This is a genomic window from Pseudofrankia asymbiotica (genome assembly GCF_001983105.1).
In the GTDB taxonomy this organism is placed as follows: domain Bacteria; phylum Actinomycetota; class Actinomycetes; order Frankiales; family Frankiaceae; genus Pseudofrankia; species Pseudofrankia asymbiotica.
The window spans coordinates 66,325-82,990 of the sequence record NZ_MOMC01000002.1 but is presented as its reverse complement, the minus strand read 5'-3'; the positions used below and the strand labels follow the sequence as shown (position 1 = coordinate 82,990).

The following is a 16,666-nucleotide window of genomic DNA, read 5'->3' as shown; positions in this document are numbered from 1 at the left end:
CCGCTAGTGCGCCGGTGGCCCGCGCGCCCAGCGGCCAGTGGGCCGGCGGGCCAGGGGCTAGGGCTCAGGCTTGTCCATCGGGTGCTCGCCGCCGCGTTGGCGCGGTGGTCGGGGCGCGCGGGGCGCTCGGGCTCGGCGGGAGGGCGGTGGGCCGAACAGGACCGGGTCGGCCGGCGTCCTGGTGGCGTCGCCGCCGGGCGCGACGGCGAGCGTGGGCAGCGGGCGGCCCGGACGGTTCGCCCTGGCCGCGTGCCGGGCGGCGGCCGTGCCGGGCTGGGCGAAGCCGGGCTGCCAGCGTTCCATCTCCGTCCGCAGCGACGTCGTGGCACCGAGCTGGCAGAGCAGGCCGATCCCGCTCATCGTGACCCGGTGGATCAGCAGATAGGAGGGCGGCAGGTTGAGCTGGCGGGAGACCTGGGCGGCCGGCGAGCGCCAGTCGGCCAGCCGCAGCGCCTGTTCTCGCAGCCACTGGCGGGAGAACGTGAACTCCTCCTCGACGAGCGCGTCGAGCAACGGGCCGAGGTGCTCCAGCAGCTCTTCGGCGTCGACCGTGACGCCCGGCCGGATGAACCCCTCACGGCGCAGCCCCTCGACCACCTGTGCCGCGGCGTCCTCGTCCGCGAGGGCGGTGGCTCCGTTCACGCCGCTGTCCTTCGTGCCGGTGCCCTTCGACCCGGCGGCCGCGGCGGCGGTGGCGGTGGCGGTGCGCCGCACGTCGAGGGCGAGCCGGGTCAGCCGGCCCATCACCTCGGGTAGTCCGTCCGGTAGCCGCTGCACCGCGCCGAAGTCCAGCACGCCGAGCCGGCCGTCGGCCAGCAGCCGGAAGTTGCCCGGGTGCGGGTCGGCGTGCAGCAGCCCGGCGCGCGCCGGGCAGGAGTAGAGGAACCGGCACAGCAGCAGCCCCGCCCGGTCCCGCTGGTCCTGGTCGCCGTCGGCGATGATGTCCGCGAGGGGGACGCCGTCGAGCCACTCGGCCACGAGCACGTGGTCGCTGGCGGCGAGCGGCCAGGGGATGGCGATGTCGGGGTCCCCCTGGTAGGCCTCGGCGAACGCGCGCTGCCAGCTCGCCTCGAGCCGGTAGTCGAGCTCCTCGGCGACCCGCGCCCGCAGCTCCTCGATCAGCGGCTTCACGTCCAGCCCCGGCGCGAGCACGCCGAACAGGCGCGCGGCGCGGCCGAGCTGGGTCAGGTCGGACAGCAGCGCCGGGCCCGCGCCCGGATACTGCACCTTCACCGCGACGGGCCGGCCGTCCGACCAGACCGCCCGGTGGACCTGCCCGATGCTGGCGGCGGCGGCGGGCTCGTCGTCGAAGGATGCGAACAGCCCGCGCCAGTCCGGGCCCAGCTCGGCGGCGAGCACCTTGTGGATGGTGGCCGCGGGCAGCGGGGGGGCCGCCTCCTGCAGCTTGGTCAGCGCCGCTCGGTACGGGCCGGCGACCTCGTCGGGCAGCGCCGCCTCGAAGACCGACAGCATCTGCCCGAGCTTCATCGCGCCACCCTTGAGCTCGCCGAGGACGCGGAAGACCTGCTCGGCGGTGCGCTGCTGGAGTTCGGTCGCGACGACCTCGGCGGGCCGGCCGCCGAGTCGGCGGCCGACGCCGAGCGTCGCCCTGCCGGCGTAGCCGAGGGGGAGCGTGGCGAGCCGGGCCGTCCGCACGACGGCCCGGCGGGGGATGTCGGACACTCCCCCATCGTCCACCCCCCACGGAGTGGCCACCCCGGATTCGGTGCTCACGGGCCGGCCGGGCGTCCAGCCGGCGTACCATTCCGCCGCTGCTCGGCCGGAGTCAGGAACGTTCCCGGCGGACGTGGGGCGGCTGGGAGCTCTGTCCGGAGGGGCGGACTAGACCGGGGTATCGGCTGCGCCGCAGGGGCAGTCGGCGTGTGGCTGCCAGGTACGCCGGCGGATGCGCCAGTCGGGAGTCGCGATCTCCAGCGTTCCCGAGGCCGTGGCCGGCAGCGCGTCGAGGGCGCCCCCGGCGTCGAGGAAGGCAAGCGCCTGCGCGGCAGTGAGCGCGCTGACCTGCGCGGCGAGCGTCACATCACACGCGTCCGGGCCCGTCTCGGCGCGGCGGGCGAGCTGCAGGGCCAGCAGCGGCCAGGCAGCGTCGGCCGCGTAGCGGTGCAGGTGCTGACAGTGCAGGCACGGCGTTCGCCCGGGCACGACGAGCGGACCGATCACCCCGGTGGTCTCCCGGACGCCCGTGAGCAGATGGGGGACGCCGCCGCGCGCCAGCTCCAGCGACTCGTCCGGGCGCAGCACGGGCAGCCCGACCGGGGCGAGCACGAGCAGGTCCGGCTGGAACGGCGCCGCGGCGCCCGCCGGGGCCGGGGGCCGGGTCACCCGGCCCAGTGCGGCCATCGCGGCCAGCGCGCGCGGCCGGCCGATGGCGTCGAGGCCCAGCCCACCGGGGGAGACGTCGGCCGGACCGGCCAGCCCCGCGTCGTCGACGATCACTCGCCCGACGCCGGCGGCGGCGAGCAGTGTGGCGACGTGCGCGCCGACCCGACCTGCGCCCCGGACCCGGACCCGGGCCCGTCGCCGCCCGGCGAGCACCTGGTGCGCGCCGCCAGGTCGGCTGGTGGCGAGCGAGAGAGCGGCGAGATCCGGCCGCAGGCGGTCCCGGTCGAGGGTGGGCAGCGGCGGTTCCTCGGCGTCGTCCGGCGCGGCGTCGTCGAGCAGCCTGGCCTCGTCCAGCAGGCCGAGCAGCGCGGTGGTGGTCTGGTCCGCGTCGGCGGCCGGCCGGGTGCCGGTACGCGAGCCGTCCAGGGCGTCGAGCGCGGCGACGAGCCCGGGTGTCACCCCCGGCAGAACGAGGGCGCGGGACGGGTCGACCCCGAGCTGCAGGGTGGACCCGTCCCGCCACAGCCGGCGCAGGCCTGGCTTGAGCACCGGGCGCATGGGGCACCTCCTGGGCCGGCCGGTGCCGCCCGGTGGACGGCGAGGCGCGGGACGAGCGTCGCGGGATGTCGCCGCGGGCCTCCGGGCAGACGCCGCGGCTCGCGGCCGGGCCATCGACCGCGGGGCATCGTCGATCCCGCGGGCCGGTGGCCCGGCGGCTCGCACGGTCGCACACCGCCCGCGGCTCCGGGCATCCGTGCGGATTGACTGTGGATGGCGGCCATTTGACAGCCCGTCGTCATCCGCCAGCGGCGCGGCGGCCCACCTTCGCCGCGTCCGCTGGCATCCGCGCTACCCGGCGGTCAGGCCTTGCCGAGGATCCGGTTAATCGTCGATCCGCAGACCGGGCAGGTCCCCCTGGCCATCCGTCGGCCTGACTCGCTGATCCGCACCTCGCCCTCGTAGTGGCGCTTCTCCTTGCACTTGACGCAGTAGCCCTCGTAGCTGTCGGCCACTCGAATCTCCCTTCCCAGGTCCGCCACCCGGCCACGACGCCGGGCGCGGACGCCCAGTGGTGCTCGGACACGGTGTTCGAGACGGCCGAGGGCCGGCCATCGGCCGCGCGGCTTCGCCGAACCCGGGTGGGCTCGCGTCGGCTGGCCGCCTGCCCGGGCGCGGGCCGAGGGCGCGAGGGAAACATGATCGCGTCCCGGTCCCTGGCGCGGGCCGTCTCGGGCGCGGGGCTGGTCCTCAGCCGGCCGGCCCGCGCCCGCCACCTGGATCGCCTGTCCACCCAGAGGTCTTGTCTCCAGGCCAGGCGGTCGCGCGGCGGCGGGACCCATCCTGCCCAGCCGGGCATCAGGCGAGGCCGGCGGGCCGGCCGGAGGCGTGGTCCCCCGGTCGCCGTCCGCGCGGCGGTGATTGCCCGGCGCGCGCGCCGAGGGTCCGGCGCGCGCCGGGAACGAGACGCCCCCGGCCCGCGGCGATACTCCGTTCCGGAGTGCCGTGGATACATGCCGTGTATGAGCGAGAAATCCCTGGCCGGGCCCAGCGCTCCGGTTTTCTCTCTCCGGCGAAGTCGAGTTACCGGGGGCTTCGCGGTGGTGACGCTGAGGTGGTCTCAGCTCGGCCTAGTCGACTCGTCGGTGTCACCGAACGGCACCCGGGACCGAGCGGATAGCCGGCTGGTCCCGGTTGGCAACCGTTGATCCTGAGGTGTCCGCGCCGGGACGCGCCCCACGCGTGCCCTCGTCGACCAGGGGCTCACGTGCCGGCTACGCCGACGCGTCGGGTCCGGGCTCCTCGGGCGGCGTGTCCCGCAGCTTCTCGATCTCGGCGATCGGGTCGAGCAGGCTCGCCGTCGCCCCGGAGACGAACCCGTCCGGGTTGGTCAGGTCGTCCGCCGACGGCAGCAGGTCCGGATGGCCCCAGACGGCGTCGCGCCCGTCGGCGCCGCGTGCCACCCGCAGCGCCTCCCACAGCGCCGCGGCCTCCCGCAGCCGCCGGGGCCGCAGGGACAGGCCCACCAGGGTCGCGAAGGTCTGCTCGGCCGGGCCGCCCTCGGCCCGCCGCCGGCGCACCATCTCGCGCAGCCGGGCGGCGGCGGGCAGGTGCTCGCTGGCCGCGATGTCGGCCACGTGGTCGACCCAGCCCTCGACGAGGGCGAGCGCGACCTCCAGGCGTCCGAGCGCCGCCTCCTGCTCCGGCGTCGTGGCGTCGGCGAACACGTCCTCGCCGAGCGCCTCGGTGAGCTTCTCCGGATCCATGATCGTGGTCGGGTCGACCATCCGCATCACCTGGCCCAGGGCCTCCTGGTCGACCGTGATGCCCCGGGCGTACTCCTCCACGGTCCCGAGCAGGTGCGCGCGCAGCCACGGGACGTGGGCGAACAGCCGGGTCGCCGTCGCCTCCCGCAGCGCCAGGTAGATCCGGACCTCCTCGGCCTCGACGCCGAGCCCCTCGCCGAAGGCGGCGACGTTCGCCGGCAGCAGGGCGGCCGTCCCGGCCGGCGCCAGCGGAAGCCCGATCTCCGTCGAGGACACGACCTCCCCGGCGAGCGTCCCGATCGCCTGGCCGACCTGGGCGCCGAACAGCATCCCGCCGACCCGGTTCATCATCTCGACGACCGGGCCACCGGCGGACATCAGCTGGCCGAGGTCGAGGCCGGGCGGCAACGCCGCCGCGAGCTCCGGCGGCAGGCCCTCGGAACCGCCGAGCTGAGCGAGACCGCCGGACAGGCCGGCGCGCATCGCCTCGACCACCTTCGTCGCGACCGGGTCGCACAGCGTCCGCCAGACCGGGAGCGTCGCGTCGATCCAGCGCAGCCGTGACCAGGCCCGCGCCGTCGCTCCGCCGGCGGGCAGCGGGGTGACCGGGTCGAGCCAGAGGTCGGCTATGCGCAGCGCCCCGGCGACGTTCTCCTCGTCCGCCGCGGTGATCGCCGGGTCGTCCGAGCCGACGGTCCGCGCCGCCACCTGCCGGGCGAGCTCCCAGTTGACCGGGCCGCCCTGCCAGGACAGCAGCTTCTCCAGTTCGGCGAAGAACGGCGCCGCGCCGCCGAACGGACCGAGTGGCCCCTGCTCTGGGTCGCCGCCTCCACCGCCTGGGGTGAAGCCGAAGGGAAACTGGCTACTCATCGGCTCGACACCCTTGCTGCGCGCTGTGCGGACATGTATCTACCGTAGTCCGGCGGACGCAGGGAAACAGGCGCGGCCGATCGTGACGGGAACCCGACCCCGTTGGGTCTGGGCCAGCCCGCCGCCGGGCCGCATGATTGGGAAGGCTCCGGCCCGGTCACACGGACTACCGTCGCCGTATGGATATCTCCCCGGCCGCCACGCCTGTCCGCGCGGACGGCCGCGCACTGGTCGTCGCCGAGCTGCGGGATTCCCCGCTGTCAGTGGACGAGTGTCTGACCATGGTCTCGCTGCCCGGGGTGGGCGGTACCGCCCTGTTCGTCGGGACCGTCCGGGACCACGACGGCGGGCGTCCCGTCGTCGAACTCGAGTATGTCGCGCACCCGCTCGCCGAACGGGAGATGGCCGCCGTCGCCCGCCAGGTCGCCGACGGCGCCGCCGAGCCGGTGCTGGCGGTGGCGGTGGTGCACCGCACCGGGCTGCTGGCGATCGGGGACATCGCGGTCGTCGCCGCCGCGTCGGCCGCGCACCGGGCCGAGGCCTTCGCCGCGTGCCGCCGGCTCATCGACGAGGTCAAGAGCCAGGTTCCCATCTGGAAGCGCCAGCTGTTCGCCGATGGCACGGCGGAATGGGTAGGCGCCTGCTCAGCTGGGCACCTACCATAGAGCTGGGCCTGGACAGAGCCGGTCAACCTCTCCGCTGATCCCAACCTTCCTGGTCAACCCCCTCGTTCGTTTCCCCCTCCCCTCGCGTCGAGGCCGCCATGTGGATGCTTCTGATTCCCCCCGCGGCGCTGTTGCTGGCGCTGCTGTGGACCGCGTCGCGCGGTCGTCCGAAGCGAGCCCGAGAAGCGATGATCACCATCGAGGGCTACCGCCGGAGCATGGACGCGCTCGCGAGGCCCGTTGATCCCGTTTCGAGGAGTTCGCCGGACGGCGGCCGTGCTCCCGCGGCCGGCTCGGACGAGCCGGAGGCTCCTGGGCGCCCCGCGAAGTCCCCGTCGGACCGGCGCGGCCCAGGGAGCCGCCGAGCCCGGGTCGCCGACGCTGCCCCTCAGCCCGCGGCGGAGCATCACGAGGCGCACGCCGTCTATCCGGACGACGTCGCTCGGGGGCCCGGGGCGGTGCCCACGGCCTACGAGGCGATGGTGGAGCGGCCAGGTGAGTCTCCGCGGGTAGGAGCCGTCGTCCCGGCCGCGCGGGCGGTCGAAGGCCGGACGCCAGCGGGCTCGGCGGACGCCAAGCCCGCGCGGCTGCCGGAGTCGCCCGAGGCGCCCGGGTCGCAGGGGGGCGAGTCCGCTCACCCGGTCGGATGAGCGGACATCTCAGGTCAAGGTCTGGCATCTCCCTGTGAGCCCCCACCGGCCGGCGGTAGCCATCGTCGGGATCTAGGCCTACGTAGACTGCGGGACATGGCCCGCAGGACGCAGACCCTGGTCGTCGCATCGGTGCTCGCACTGGTGCTGGGGATAGCGGGGCTGTGGCTTCCGGTGCCGTTCGTGACGCTGGCCCCGGGGCCGGTGACAGACACGCTCGGCAGCGTCAAAGGCGTGACCCTGATTGACATCGAGGGACGCCAGACCTACCCGACCAGTGGAAAGCTGGAGCTCACGACCGTCGAGGAGACGCCGCGGCTGAACCTGCTGGGCGCCCTCGAGGACTGGGCCGACGGGGACCGCGCGGTCGTCCCCCGCGAGCTGATCGAGCCGCCTGGCTCGTCGCAGGCGCAGATCCAGCAGGAGAACACCCAGGCGATGCTGGACTCGCAGGATCAGGCGACCGCGGCGGCACTGACCGAGCTCGGCATCGAGTCCACCGGTACATCGGTCGTCGTGGTCGCCGTCCCCGGGGACTCGCCGGCGACGGGCAAGCTGTCACCCGGCGACGTCGTCACCGAGGTCAACGGCACGCCGGTGCATTCCCAGGTCGAGCTGCGCGAGGAGATCAGCAAGGCGAAGCCGGGCGACGACGTCAAGATCGCCTTCCARCATGCCTCGACGGCGTCGTCCTCGCCGAGCGGCGGGGGGAAACCGACGTCGGACGTCATCACCACCAGCATCACCACCAGGRCTGCCCCCGACGACGCGAGCCGGCCCATCATCGGGATCACGACGACGGAGAAGCGGACCTACCCGTTCACCGTCCGGATCCGCATCTCGGACGTCGGCGGCCCAAGCGCGGGGCTGATGTTCGCGCTGGGCATCGTCGACCTGCTCACACCGGGGCAGCTCACCGGCGGCCGGACCATCGCCGGTACCGGCACGATCGACACCACCGGCAAGGTCGGCCCCATCGGGGGCATCCAGCAGAAGATCCTCGGTGCCCGTGGCTCGGGCGCGACAGTCTTCCTCGTCCCGGCTGACAACTGCACCGACGCGAAGAAGATGGCCCCAAGCGGCCTGACCTTGATCAAGGTGGACCAGCTCTCAGGCGCCCTCGACGCCCTGAAGAAGCTAGGTGGCCCCCAACAGTCGTCCATCCCCACCTGCTGAATTTCTGGTTCGCTCCGTCCGGGCGCGGCGCTACGGCCCCTTACTCGCTTCCCTCCCAAGGGACCTCCGCGCCGCGTCCTCCTCCGCTCACGGGCGCTACGGCGACCTCGCTGCGGCCCAACCCACATCGCTTCGCTCGTGGGCCGGGCCTCCGCGAGGCGCGCCTTCGCGCCCAGCTCGGTTGCGTGCCGCTGAACGTCACCAATCGAAGATCGGGCTCAGCCCCGATCCGACTCCTGTGCAAACCGAACAAATGTCACAAAAACGTGGCGAAGAGGCCGTCGAAGAGGGCGTCGGCGATGTCAGGGTCGACGACGACCTCGCCTTCGTCGTCGCGGCGGCGAAGGCACGAGGTGAACTTGCCCGAGCGGGTGACCGCGACGGCGACGCGGATGTCCTGGCGCTCCGGATGCCTGGTCGCCCAGATGTCGATCTCGTGGTCCTCGTAGGGGATGTCCTCCTCCGCGCTCGGAGGTAGTACCACCAGCTCGGTCACGAGAACGCAGCCCTCGACCTCGTCCGGCCATCCGATCGTGCCCAGCATCTGCTCGAGCGGGCCCTCGGGGAGGTTCTCCTGCTCGATGGGGGTCAGCAACCGGGACGCCGCGTCGCCGAGGTGGTCGGTCAGGCCTGGGTCGTATGCCAGCAGATCGGCGGTGTGCGCGAGCGCGAAAAGCCGGTGGGGCTGGTTCCAGCCGGCCGCGGCGACGTATCGCTCGAGCTCGAGCACGACCTCGGTCAGCTCCGGGAGATTTGGGCTCGTCACGAGGCCCATCCTCTCCGATCGGCCCAGACGCCTTTCGGGCCACCCCGGACCGCTGGCGTAGGTTGCCCGTAGTGGGCCAAARCCCGAGCGCCAGGTCGTCTCGGGGGAAGGCGGGCCAGGGCCTGAAGGCACGGAGGATGCACTGTGGCACCGCAACCGTCTGAGCGGGGGGCGCCGAGTGGCGCGCGCCGCCGGCTGTTCATCACTCGGCTACGCGTGATCGTGCCGCTGCTCGCGCTCGTCCTTTTGGTGATCTTGTTCTTGGCGTTGACGCCGGTGTACACCGACCTGCTGTTCTACCGGTCGGTCGACTTCAGCAAGGTCTTCACCACGATCCTCTGGACGCGGGTCGTGCTGTTCGTGCTGTTCGGCGCCGTGATGGCCGTCGCGGTCGGTACCAACCTGGTGCTGGCCTACCGGCTGCGCCCACCGGTGCGGCCGTTGTCGGTGGAACAGCAGAACCTGGAGCGTTACCGGAGCGCGATCGAGCCGTACCTRCTCGTCGTCCTGCTCGGGGTCATGGCACTGTTCGGCCTTGTGGCTGGCCTGTCGGCGTCCGGGCGGTGGCGGACCTGGCTGCAGTGGGTCAACGGGCAGTCGTTCGGCGTGCGCGACCCGCAGTTCCACCGGGACATCAGTTACTACGCCTTCACGTACCCGTTCCAACGGTTTCTGTTCGGCTTCCTGCTGACCGTGGTGATCCTGTCGCTGCTGGTGGCCGTGATCACCCATTACCTGTTCGGGGGCATCCRCATCCAGGCGCCGCGGGAGCGGACCGCCAGCGCGTCGATGGAGCGGGTGACCCCGGCGGCGAAGGTGCACCTGTCGGTGCTGCTCGGTCTGCTCGCGTTGCTCAAGGCCTGGGGCTACTACCTCGACCGGTTCGGGTCGGTGTTCTCGTCGCGCGGGGTGGTGTCGACGGGCGCGGGCTACACCGACGTGCACGCCGTGCTGCCGGCGAAGCTCATCCTGCTGTTCATCTCGCTGGCCTGCGCGGGCCTGTTCATCTACAACATCTTCCAGCGCGGGTGGACGCTGCCGCTGCTCGGTGCCGGGATCCTCGTGCTGTCCGCGGTCGTGATCGGTGGCATCTACCCGGCGATCGTCCAGCAGTTCCAGGTGAAGCCGAACGAGGCGTCCCGGGAGGCGCCGTACATCTCGCGCAACATCGAGGCGACGCGGGCGGCCTACGGGATCGCGGGYGTGAAGCCGACCGACTACCCGCCGGCGACGAAGGTGACCGCGGACGAAGTCGCGGATGATGTCGGCACCGTCTCGAACGTCCGGCTGCTCGACCCGAACAAGCTGTCGCGAACCTTCACCCAGCTCCAGCAGTTCGGCAACTACTACGGCTTTCCGGACACCCTCGACATCGACCGGTACTCGGTCGGCACCGGCTCCGCCAGCACGCGGGACTACGTCGTCTCCGTTCGTGAGCTCGACCAGAGCGGGCTGGCACCGGCACAGCGCAACTGGATCAACGAGCACCTGATCTACACGCACGGCAAGGGATTCGTCGCGGCGCCGGCGAACACCGTCGAGGGCGGCAAGCCGGTCTTCACGGAGGGAAACCTCACTCAGACGGGGCCGGGGCCGTTCGACATCAAGGAGAGCCGGATCTACTTCGGAGAACTCTCACCGGAGTACTCGATCGTCGGCACGAAGCAGCCCGAGATCGACGGCGCGGGTGACTCCCAGAACCAGGCGACGACGAACTACGACGGCGACGGCGGCGTGTCGATCGGCTCGGCGTTCAAACGGTTTGTCTTCATGACCCGGTTCGGGTCGAAGAACATCTTCTTCTCGTCCGACATCACCAGCCACTCGCGGATCCTCTACGAGCGCAACCCGCGTGACCGGGTCGCGAAGGTCGCGCCGTGGCTGACGCTCGACGGCGACCCGTACCCGGCGGTCGTCAACRGCCGGGTGACCTGGATCCTCGACGGCTACACCACGTCGGACGGCTACCCGTACTCGGACCGCAACACCCTCGGCGAGGTCACCGCCGACGCGGTCACCGGCCAGAACCGCACCCAGCAGGGCTCCAACCAGATCAACTACCTCCGCAACTCGGTGAAGGCCACCGTCGACGCCTACGACGGGACGGTGACGCTCTACGCCTTCGACGAGAAGGACCCGGTGCTGCGGACCTGGATGCGCGCCTTCCCCGGCACGGTGAAGCCGACCAAGGAGATTCCTGCCGCGTTGAAGGCGCACTTCCGCTACCCCGAGGACCTGTTCAAGGTGCAGCGGGACGTGCTCGCCGACTACCACGTGACCGACCCCCGGGCGTTCTACTCGCAGGAGGACTTCTGGGGTGTCTCGCCGGCGCCGGATGACACGAACAAGGACCAGCCGCCCTTCTACGTGTACAGCCAGCTGCCCGACAGGAAGGCGCCGTCGTTCAATCTGACGTCGCCGCTGATATCTCGAAAATCATCGAAACTGGCCGCCTACGTGGCAGTCTCCAGCGATCCGGACACCTACGGGCAGTTCGAGGTGCTGCGACTGCCTCCTGGCGTGACGATCAACGGGCCGCCGCAGGTACAGAACCTCATAGAGAGCGACGCGGCCCAGACACTCCTGGCCTGGCGAGGTACCAGCTCCAACACGATCGAGACCATCGAGGGCAATCTGCTCACCCTCCCGGTCGCCGGTGGGCTCGTGTACATCGAGCCCTACTACGTCCAGGCCAAGAATTCGTCCGGGTATCCGACCCTGCAGGGTGTCGCCGTCGCGTTCGGTGACAAGATCGCGCTGGAGGACTCGCTGGAGCTCGCGCTCGACAAGGTGTTCGGCCCCGGAGCCGGCGCGCCCGCCGCCGACGCTGGCATCGGTGGCGGTGGCGGCGGCGGCGGAGCCGGGCCACCGCTGGCCACCGGAGGTGCCACCGGCTCGGCGTCACCGACGCCGTCGACGACCGCGTCGCCGAGCGTGGCTCCAAGTGGTGCGAGCCCCGATCTGCTACGGGCGATCGGCGACCTCAACGCGGCCCGCACCGCCGAGCTCCAGGCGTTGGCGAAGTCCCCGCCGGACTGGGTGGCCTTCGGTACGGCGCGCGCGGACGAGGACAAGGCGATCGCCAAGATCAATGGGCTGACGGGCGCCAGCGGCACGCCGTCGCCCTCACCGTCCCCGTCGACAACACCCTCACCCACCACGGGGCCGTCCGGCTAACGGCGTGACGGTGGGGCCGCGCCGCGCGGCCCCACCGTTTTGACAGCCCGCCCCCCGGGTCTGATACGGTAGCTCTACACCGACGCGGGGTGGAGCAGCTCGGTAGCTCGCTGGGCTCATAACCCAGAGGTCGCAGGTTCAAATCCTGTCCCCGCTACCAGTTTGGATGTGCGGTCGAGGCCGTCTCGGAGAAATCCGGGACGGCCTTTGACGTTTGTTGGGAGCCATTCATCCGCGGGCGGCCAATGCCACCGTCCTCAGTCTGGTTTCGCCAGGGGCGAAACCGTCCGGTCTGGGTAGGTCGGGYTCCGTCGCGTATCGGGCCGCTCTCCGGACGGGCGGTCGCGGTGGCACGGTTCGTGGCATGGTTCGCGGATCGGACACCCGCTTTGACACCTCCCGGCCACAGTCGTGTATAGTTGGTTTTACCGACGCGGGGTGGAGCAGCTCGGTAGCTCGCTGGGCTCATAACCCAGAGGTCGCAGGTTCAAATCCTGTCCCCGCTACCAGATCAGGGATAGAAGTAGCCCTGAATGACAAAGACCGGCGCGATCGCGCCGGTCTTTGTCATTTCCGGGACTGGTTTCCGGGAGGGGCGGGTCAGCCGGCCGCTCGGGTGAGGTCGGCGCACATCGCGTCGAGGCTGTCCAGGTAGCGGTCCACGTCGGCGTTGGTGTGCTGGACCGAGAGGGTCCACTCCTCCTCACGGCCCGGGGCCATCAGCACGCCGCGGTTGGCGTTGTAGAGCCAGGCGAGCTCCGGCAGATCGGCGTTCTGGTGCTCCATGAACGTCGTGTAGTCGCGGATCGGGGCGTCGGTGAAGTGGACGCAGCCCTTCGACGAGATGCCGACCGTGTAGCCCGGGACGCCGTGGCGGGCGAGGATCTCGTCGCAGCCGGCGATGAGCCGGTCGTTCAGCCGGTCCAGGTGGGCGTACGCGTCCGGGGTGAGCACCTCGAACAGGCTCGCGCGCGCCGCCGCCATCGCGAGCGGGTTGCCGTTGTAGGTGCCGACCTGCTTCACCTTGCCGGTCGCCACGACCTCCATGATCTCGCCGGTCGCGCCGATCGCCCCGGCGGGCAGGCCTCCGCCCAGCGCCTTGGCGAGCGTCACCATGTCCGGCGTGACACCGAACCGCTCGGTCGCGCCGCCGGGAGCGACGCACAGGCCGGTCTTCACCTCGTCGAAGATCAGGACGATGCCGTGCCGCCGGGTGATGTCCCGGACCGCCTCCAGGTAGCCGGGCTCGGGCAGGATGACGCCGAGGTTCATCATCGCCGCCTCCATGATCACGCAGGCGGGCTTGCGCCCCTCGGAGATGAGCCGTTCGATCCGGCGCTCCATGGCCGGAGCGTCGTTGAACGGCACGGGGACGGTGAGGCCGACGACCGCGGCCGGGATACCCGCGCCGTAGCCGAGCGAGTTCATGTCGTCCGCCGGACCGATGTCCCCGTATGGGGCGCCGATCGAGACCATCACGTAGTCGTGGTGGCCGTGGTACGAGCCGAAGATCTTGACGATGGTGTCCCGGCCGGTGAGYCCGCGCGCGATCCGGATCGCGTCCATCGTCGCCTCGGAGCCCGAGTTGACGAAGCGCCACTGCGGCAGCCCGAACCTGCGGGCCAGYTCCTCGCTCACCGCGACGGCGTCCTCGGTCGGCATCGCGAAGTGGCTGCCCAGGGCGACCCGTTMCGAGACGGCGCGCACGATCGCCGGGTGCGCGTGGCCCTGCACCATCGAGCCGAACGCGTTGTGGAAGTCGGCGTACTCGTTGCCGTCCACGTCCCATACCCGTGACCCGCGCCCATGGGTGAGGTAGATCGGCCACGGATCGCGTTCCTGGTAGGAGGAGGGCACCCCTCCGGTCATGGTGCGCAGGGCGCGTTCATGCATCGTGCCGGAGCCGGGGGTGGCGGCCTCCAGCCGTGCCTCCTCCCGCCCGGCGAGGTCGGCGGCCCGTTCGGTGAGTGCCGCCATCGAGATCCTCTCGGCCGGTTGGTTGCGTGTGTCAGCCGTGGTCACGGCGGCCTCCCGAGGCGATGGGCAGTTCAACGCTGGAAGCGTAGCTCCCAACCCTGGTTTGCGATGGAATCCGTCGAGATAATCCCTTCTGATCATCGCATCACGGTCGAGATCGTGCGGTCATACGATGGCGGGTACTGTCGGCCGGCATGTCGCCGCGCATGGTGACCGGTCGGCCGAKGGGTCGCCCGACGGCGAGGGAGAAGAGGAGGAAGCGGTGCAGATGCGCAGGGCGCCGGGTGGTCGCTCCTCGTCCGAGCCTCTGCTGGACGACGTCAACAAGGCGATCATCGAGCAGCTCCAGCAGGACGGCCGGCGGTCCTACGCGGCGATGGCGGCGGCGGTGGGGCTGTCCGAGGCCGCCGTGCGCCAGCGGGTACAGCGGCTGCTCGACGCCGGGATCATGCAGATCGTCGCGGTCACCGACCCGTTGCGGGTGGGTTTCAAGCGCCAGGCCATGATCGGCGTGCGGGTGACCGGTGACACCAGGGTGGTCGCGGACGCGTTGTCCGCGCTGCCCGAGGTCGACTACGTCGTGATCACGGCGGGGTCGTTCGACCTGCTGCTGGAGATCGTCGCCGAGGACGACGAGCACCTGATCTCGCTGGTCAACGACCACATCAGGGCGCTTCCCCAGGTCAGGGAGACCGAGACGTTCGTCTACCTTCGCCTGGTCAAGCAGACCTACACCTGGGGTGTCCGTTAACGCCGGTTGATGGGTCTTCGGCCGGGTGGTGGCGGCACTCCGGGGCGGTTGCCGGGGCGAGGCCGTCCCGGCTCGTCCTTAGTGGCGGCGGGGCGGGGTGCGCCAGCTGGCGGGGCCGGACGGGTCGATGGTGTCCGCGGCGGCGAGAAGCGCGTGGGCGAGCGCCCGGGCCTCGGTCGGGCCCAGGTAGGCGACCGCGAGTGTGTCGAACATCGGGGAGACCAGGCGAAAAAGGATGATGGGCGCGTTGTCGCGACCCGCTGCCAACTCCGGCCGGACTGTGATCTCTGAACCGCCGAGGCGGGTCACGAGCATGTCATCGGTTGGTTCACGTCCGACCTGAGGCATGGGCCGTCCCATCTACCCGGGCCGGCTGACATCCGGCCACCGCGTTCTGTGGGACTCCTGAAACCACCCTCTGGTTGTGCGTCGGTTGATTTTCGCGACTATTCGGCACATTCGTCCGGGATCTCCCGCTGGCGAGGCGCGACGAGGAAGCCGACCGACCGGTGACTCAGTCGCCGGTGGATCAGTGGCCGGTGAGACGGTCCACGGCCTTGCCGAGGTGAGAAGGCCGGCCGGTGYGGTTCTCCCGAGCGTCGGCCGTCGCGGCGCCGAGGCGGCCGGCATTGACGCCGAGCCACCGCAGCGGTTCGGGCTCCCACGGCCGGGTCGACCGGTTCACCCAGGGAAGCCTCGTGTTCGGCGTGTCCAGGCCCGCGACCAGCTCGGCGAGCGTCCGTCCGGCCAGGGCGCTCGCGGCGACGCCGTCGCCGACGTAGCCACCGCCGCTGCCCAGGCCCGTGGCCGGGTCGAAACGCACCGACGGGGTCCAGTCACGGGGTACGCCGAGCGGGCCGCCCCAGCGATGGGTGATCTCGGCTCGCGCCGCCGCCGGGAACAGGGTGCCGAGGGTGCGGCGCAGGTGCTCGAAGACGGCGTCCTCATGGTCGAACGACGGCTTGATCCGCGAGCCCAGGTGGTAGGGCGCTCCGCGGCCGCCGAGCACGATGCGCCCGTCGGCGGTGCGCTGGGCGTAGATGATCAGGCGGCGGGCGTCGTTCAGGGTGAACCGTTCACGCCAGCCGATCTCGTCCCAGGCCGCGGCCGGCAGCGGCTCGGTCGCGATGAGCAGCGAGTAGACGGGCACGAGCTCGCGGCGGTGCCCGGCGAAGCGGGGCGTCCACGCCTCGGTCGCCCGGATCACCGCGTCGGCTCGGACGGTGCCACCGTCGAGCTCGACGAGCCCGGGGGCGATCGCGCGCGCGGGCGAGTGCTCGAAGATCATCACGCCGCGCCGCTCGACCGCGTCCGCCAGGCCCCTGACCAGCTTCCCGGGGGAGAGCGCGGCACATTCCGGGTCGAACACGCCACCGAGCGCGCCCGGGATGCGCACCCGCGCCGCCACCTGGTCGGCGTCCAGCCAGCCGCCGCCGTCGGYGCGCAGCCTCGCCTCCTGCGCGGGCGTGGTGGCCAGGCACAGGTAGCCGTCCTTGGCGAAGTCGCAGTCGATCCCCTCGGCCGCGGCGACCGCCCCCACCTCGTCGACCGTGGCGGCCAGCGCCGGGCGCAGCTGGTCGGCCATCGAGGCGGCCGGGAACAGCGCCGAGCACCAGCCGCCGTTGCGTCCGGACGCGCCGAACCCGGCGACCTCGCTCTCGACCACGACCACGCGCCTCTCCGGGGCGAGCGTGGCCAGGTGGTAGGCGGTCCACAGCCCGGTGAACCCGGCGCCGACGACGCACACGTCGGCGCGCAGCTCGCCGCGCAGCGCGGACCGTGGCGTCACCGGGCCCGGAAGCTGCTCGGCCCACAGCGAGGCGGGCAGCGCCGTCGACGGGCGCGCCGGGCGCCGGCGTATCCGCTGGACGATCCGGCTCGCGTCAGCCACCTGCCCTGCCTACCCTTCGGAACGGGGCACGCACCGGATCCTGTCCGGTCGGCGCGGCCGGACGGAGGTGCGATCCGTGCGATCCGTGTTCTACCTCGGAATCCTGGCGCCCTTCGGCGGCGGGACCCGCGGCGGC

General features: G+C 71.9%; 13 protein-coding genes and 2 tRNA genes. 7 read left to right on the top strand and 8 right to left on the bottom strand.

From position 1 onward, the window contains the following. Nucleotides 1–57: 57 nt before the first annotated feature. The 4 genes from BL253_RS00385 to BL253_RS00375 all read right to left on the bottom strand — a co-directional run bounded on the left by BL253_RS00385 (nucleotide 58) and on the right by BL253_RS00375 (nucleotide 5,477). A complete protein-coding gene (locus tag BL253_RS00385) occupies nucleotides 58–1,683 on the bottom strand; it encodes an ABC1 kinase family protein (protein ID WP_076812260.1) in 1,626 nt (541 codons plus the stop codon). Nucleotides 1,684–1,842: 159 nt separating this feature from the next. Continuing rightward, nucleotides 1,843–2,901 carry a thiamine biosynthesis protein ThiF gene (locus tag BL253_RS00380; protein WP_076812257.1) on the bottom strand — a complete coding sequence of 353 codons (1,059 nt, stop codon included), beginning with the start codon at nucleotides 2,899–2,901 and terminating at the stop codon, nucleotides 1,843–1,845. A gap of 302 nt (nucleotides 2,902–3,203) precedes the next feature. Continuing rightward, a complete protein-coding gene (locus BL253_RS42730; RefSeq protein WP_007515992.1) occupies nucleotides 3,204–3,356 on the bottom strand; it encodes a DUF5679 domain-containing protein in 153 nt (50 codons plus the stop codon). Nucleotides 3,357–4,115: 759 nt separating this feature from the next. Then, nucleotides 4,116–5,477: a zinc-dependent metalloprotease gene (locus BL253_RS00375; protein ID WP_076812254.1), complete on the bottom strand. Its 1,362-nt coding sequence runs from the start codon at nucleotides 5,475–5,477 to the stop codon at nucleotides 4,116–4,118. 179 nt (nucleotides 5,478–5,656) lie between these two features. On the opposite strand from BL253_RS00375, the gene BL253_RS00370 reads away from it, so the two are divergent. From BL253_RS00370 to BL253_RS00360, 3 genes are all read left to right on the top strand, one after another. Then, entirely contained in the window at nucleotides 5,657–6,142 is a 486-nt protein-coding gene (locus tag BL253_RS00370) for a molybdenum cofactor biosynthesis protein MoaE (protein ID WP_076812251.1), read from the top strand. A 98-nt stretch (nucleotides 6,143–6,240) separates the two neighbouring features. Further along, the gene (locus BL253_RS00365) at nucleotides 6,241–6,792 is read left to right on the top strand and encodes a hypothetical protein (protein ID WP_076812250.1); all 552 of its coding nucleotides are present in this window, start codon (nucleotides 6,241–6,243) and stop codon (nucleotides 6,790–6,792) included. Between the two features lie 96 nt (nucleotides 6,793–6,888). Then, nucleotides 6,889–7,968, top strand: coding sequence for a YlbL family protein (locus BL253_RS00360; protein WP_076812247.1), 1,080 nt, complete (start codon nucleotides 6,889–6,891; stop codon nucleotides 7,966–7,968). A gap of 256 nt (nucleotides 7,969–8,224) precedes the next feature. Here the strand turns inward: BL253_RS00360 and BL253_RS00355 are convergent, their stop codons facing one another. Continuing rightward, on the bottom strand, nucleotides 8,225–8,734 hold the full coding sequence (locus BL253_RS00355) for a PPA1309 family protein (protein WP_076812244.1): 510 nt from the start codon (nucleotides 8,732–8,734) through the stop codon (nucleotides 8,225–8,227). A 144-nt stretch (nucleotides 8,735–8,878) separates the two neighbouring features. Between BL253_RS00355 and BL253_RS00350 the strand changes: the two genes are divergently transcribed. The 3 genes from BL253_RS00350 (at nucleotide 8,879) to BL253_RS00340 (ending at nucleotide 12,420) form a co-directional block, all read left to right on the top strand. After that, nucleotides 8,879–11,911: a UPF0182 family membrane protein gene (locus BL253_RS00350; RefSeq protein ID WP_076812241.1), complete on the top strand. Its 3,033-nt coding sequence runs from the start codon at nucleotides 8,879–8,881 to the stop codon at nucleotides 11,909–11,911. Between the two features lie 83 nt (nucleotides 11,912–11,994). Further along, nucleotides 11,995–12,071: transfer RNA gene (locus BL253_RS00345), tRNA-Met, on the top strand. A gap of 272 nt (nucleotides 12,072–12,343) precedes the next feature. Then, a tRNA-Met gene (locus tag BL253_RS00340) sits at nucleotides 12,344–12,420 on the top strand. Nucleotides 12,421–12,511: 91 nt separating this feature from the next. Here the strand turns inward: BL253_RS00340 and BL253_RS00335 are convergent. Further along, entirely contained in the window at nucleotides 12,512–13,888 is a 1,377-nt protein-coding gene (locus BL253_RS00335) for an aspartate aminotransferase family protein (protein ID WP_076812356.1), read from the bottom strand. Nucleotides 13,889–14,150: 262 nt separating this feature from the next. Between BL253_RS00335 and BL253_RS00330 the strand changes: the two genes are divergently transcribed. Continuing rightward, on the top strand, nucleotides 14,151–14,639 hold the full coding sequence (locus BL253_RS00330; protein WP_081437862.1) for an Lrp/AsnC ligand binding domain-containing protein: 489 nt from the start codon (nucleotides 14,151–14,153) through the stop codon (nucleotides 14,637–14,639). Nucleotides 14,640–14,717: 78 nt separating this feature from the next. Here the strand turns inward: BL253_RS00330 and BL253_RS45070 are convergent, their stop codons facing one another. Both BL253_RS45070 and BL253_RS00320 read right to left on the bottom strand, forming a co-directional pair. Further along, entirely contained in the window at nucleotides 14,718–14,852 is a 135-nt protein-coding gene (locus BL253_RS45070; RefSeq protein ID WP_338013674.1) for a hypothetical protein, read from the bottom strand. Between the two features lie 316 nt (nucleotides 14,853–15,168). Next, nucleotides 15,169–16,530 (bottom strand): NAD(P)/FAD-dependent oxidoreductase, encoded by a 1,362-nt coding sequence (locus BL253_RS00320; protein WP_076812235.1) that lies wholly within the window; start codon nucleotides 16,528–16,530, stop codon nucleotides 15,169–15,171. Between the last annotated feature and the right edge of the window lie 136 nt (nucleotides 16,531–16,666).

What these genes read in the sequence shown, in the direction of transcription:
- BL253_RS00380 (WP_076812257.1), bottom strand. Translation starts at nt 2,901, where the DNA reads ATGCGCCCGGTGCTCAAGCCAGGCCTGCGCCGGCTGTGGCGGGACGGG.
- BL253_RS00375 (WP_076812254.1), bottom strand. Translation starts at nt 5,477, where the DNA reads ATGAGTAGCCAGTTTCCCTTCGGCTTCACCCCAGGCGGTGGAGGCGGC.
- BL253_RS00370 (WP_076812251.1), top strand. Translation starts at nt 5,657, where the DNA reads ATGGATATCTCCCCGGCCGCCACGCCTGTCCGCGCGGACGGCCGCGCA.
- BL253_RS00365 (WP_076812250.1), top strand. Translation starts at nt 6,241, where the DNA reads ATGTGGATGCTTCTGATTCCCCCCGCGGCGCTGTTGCTGGCGCTGCTG.
- BL253_RS45070 (WP_338013674.1), bottom strand. Translation starts at nt 14,852, where the DNA reads ATGTTCGACACACTCGCGGTCGCCTACCTGGGCCCGACCGAGGCCCGG.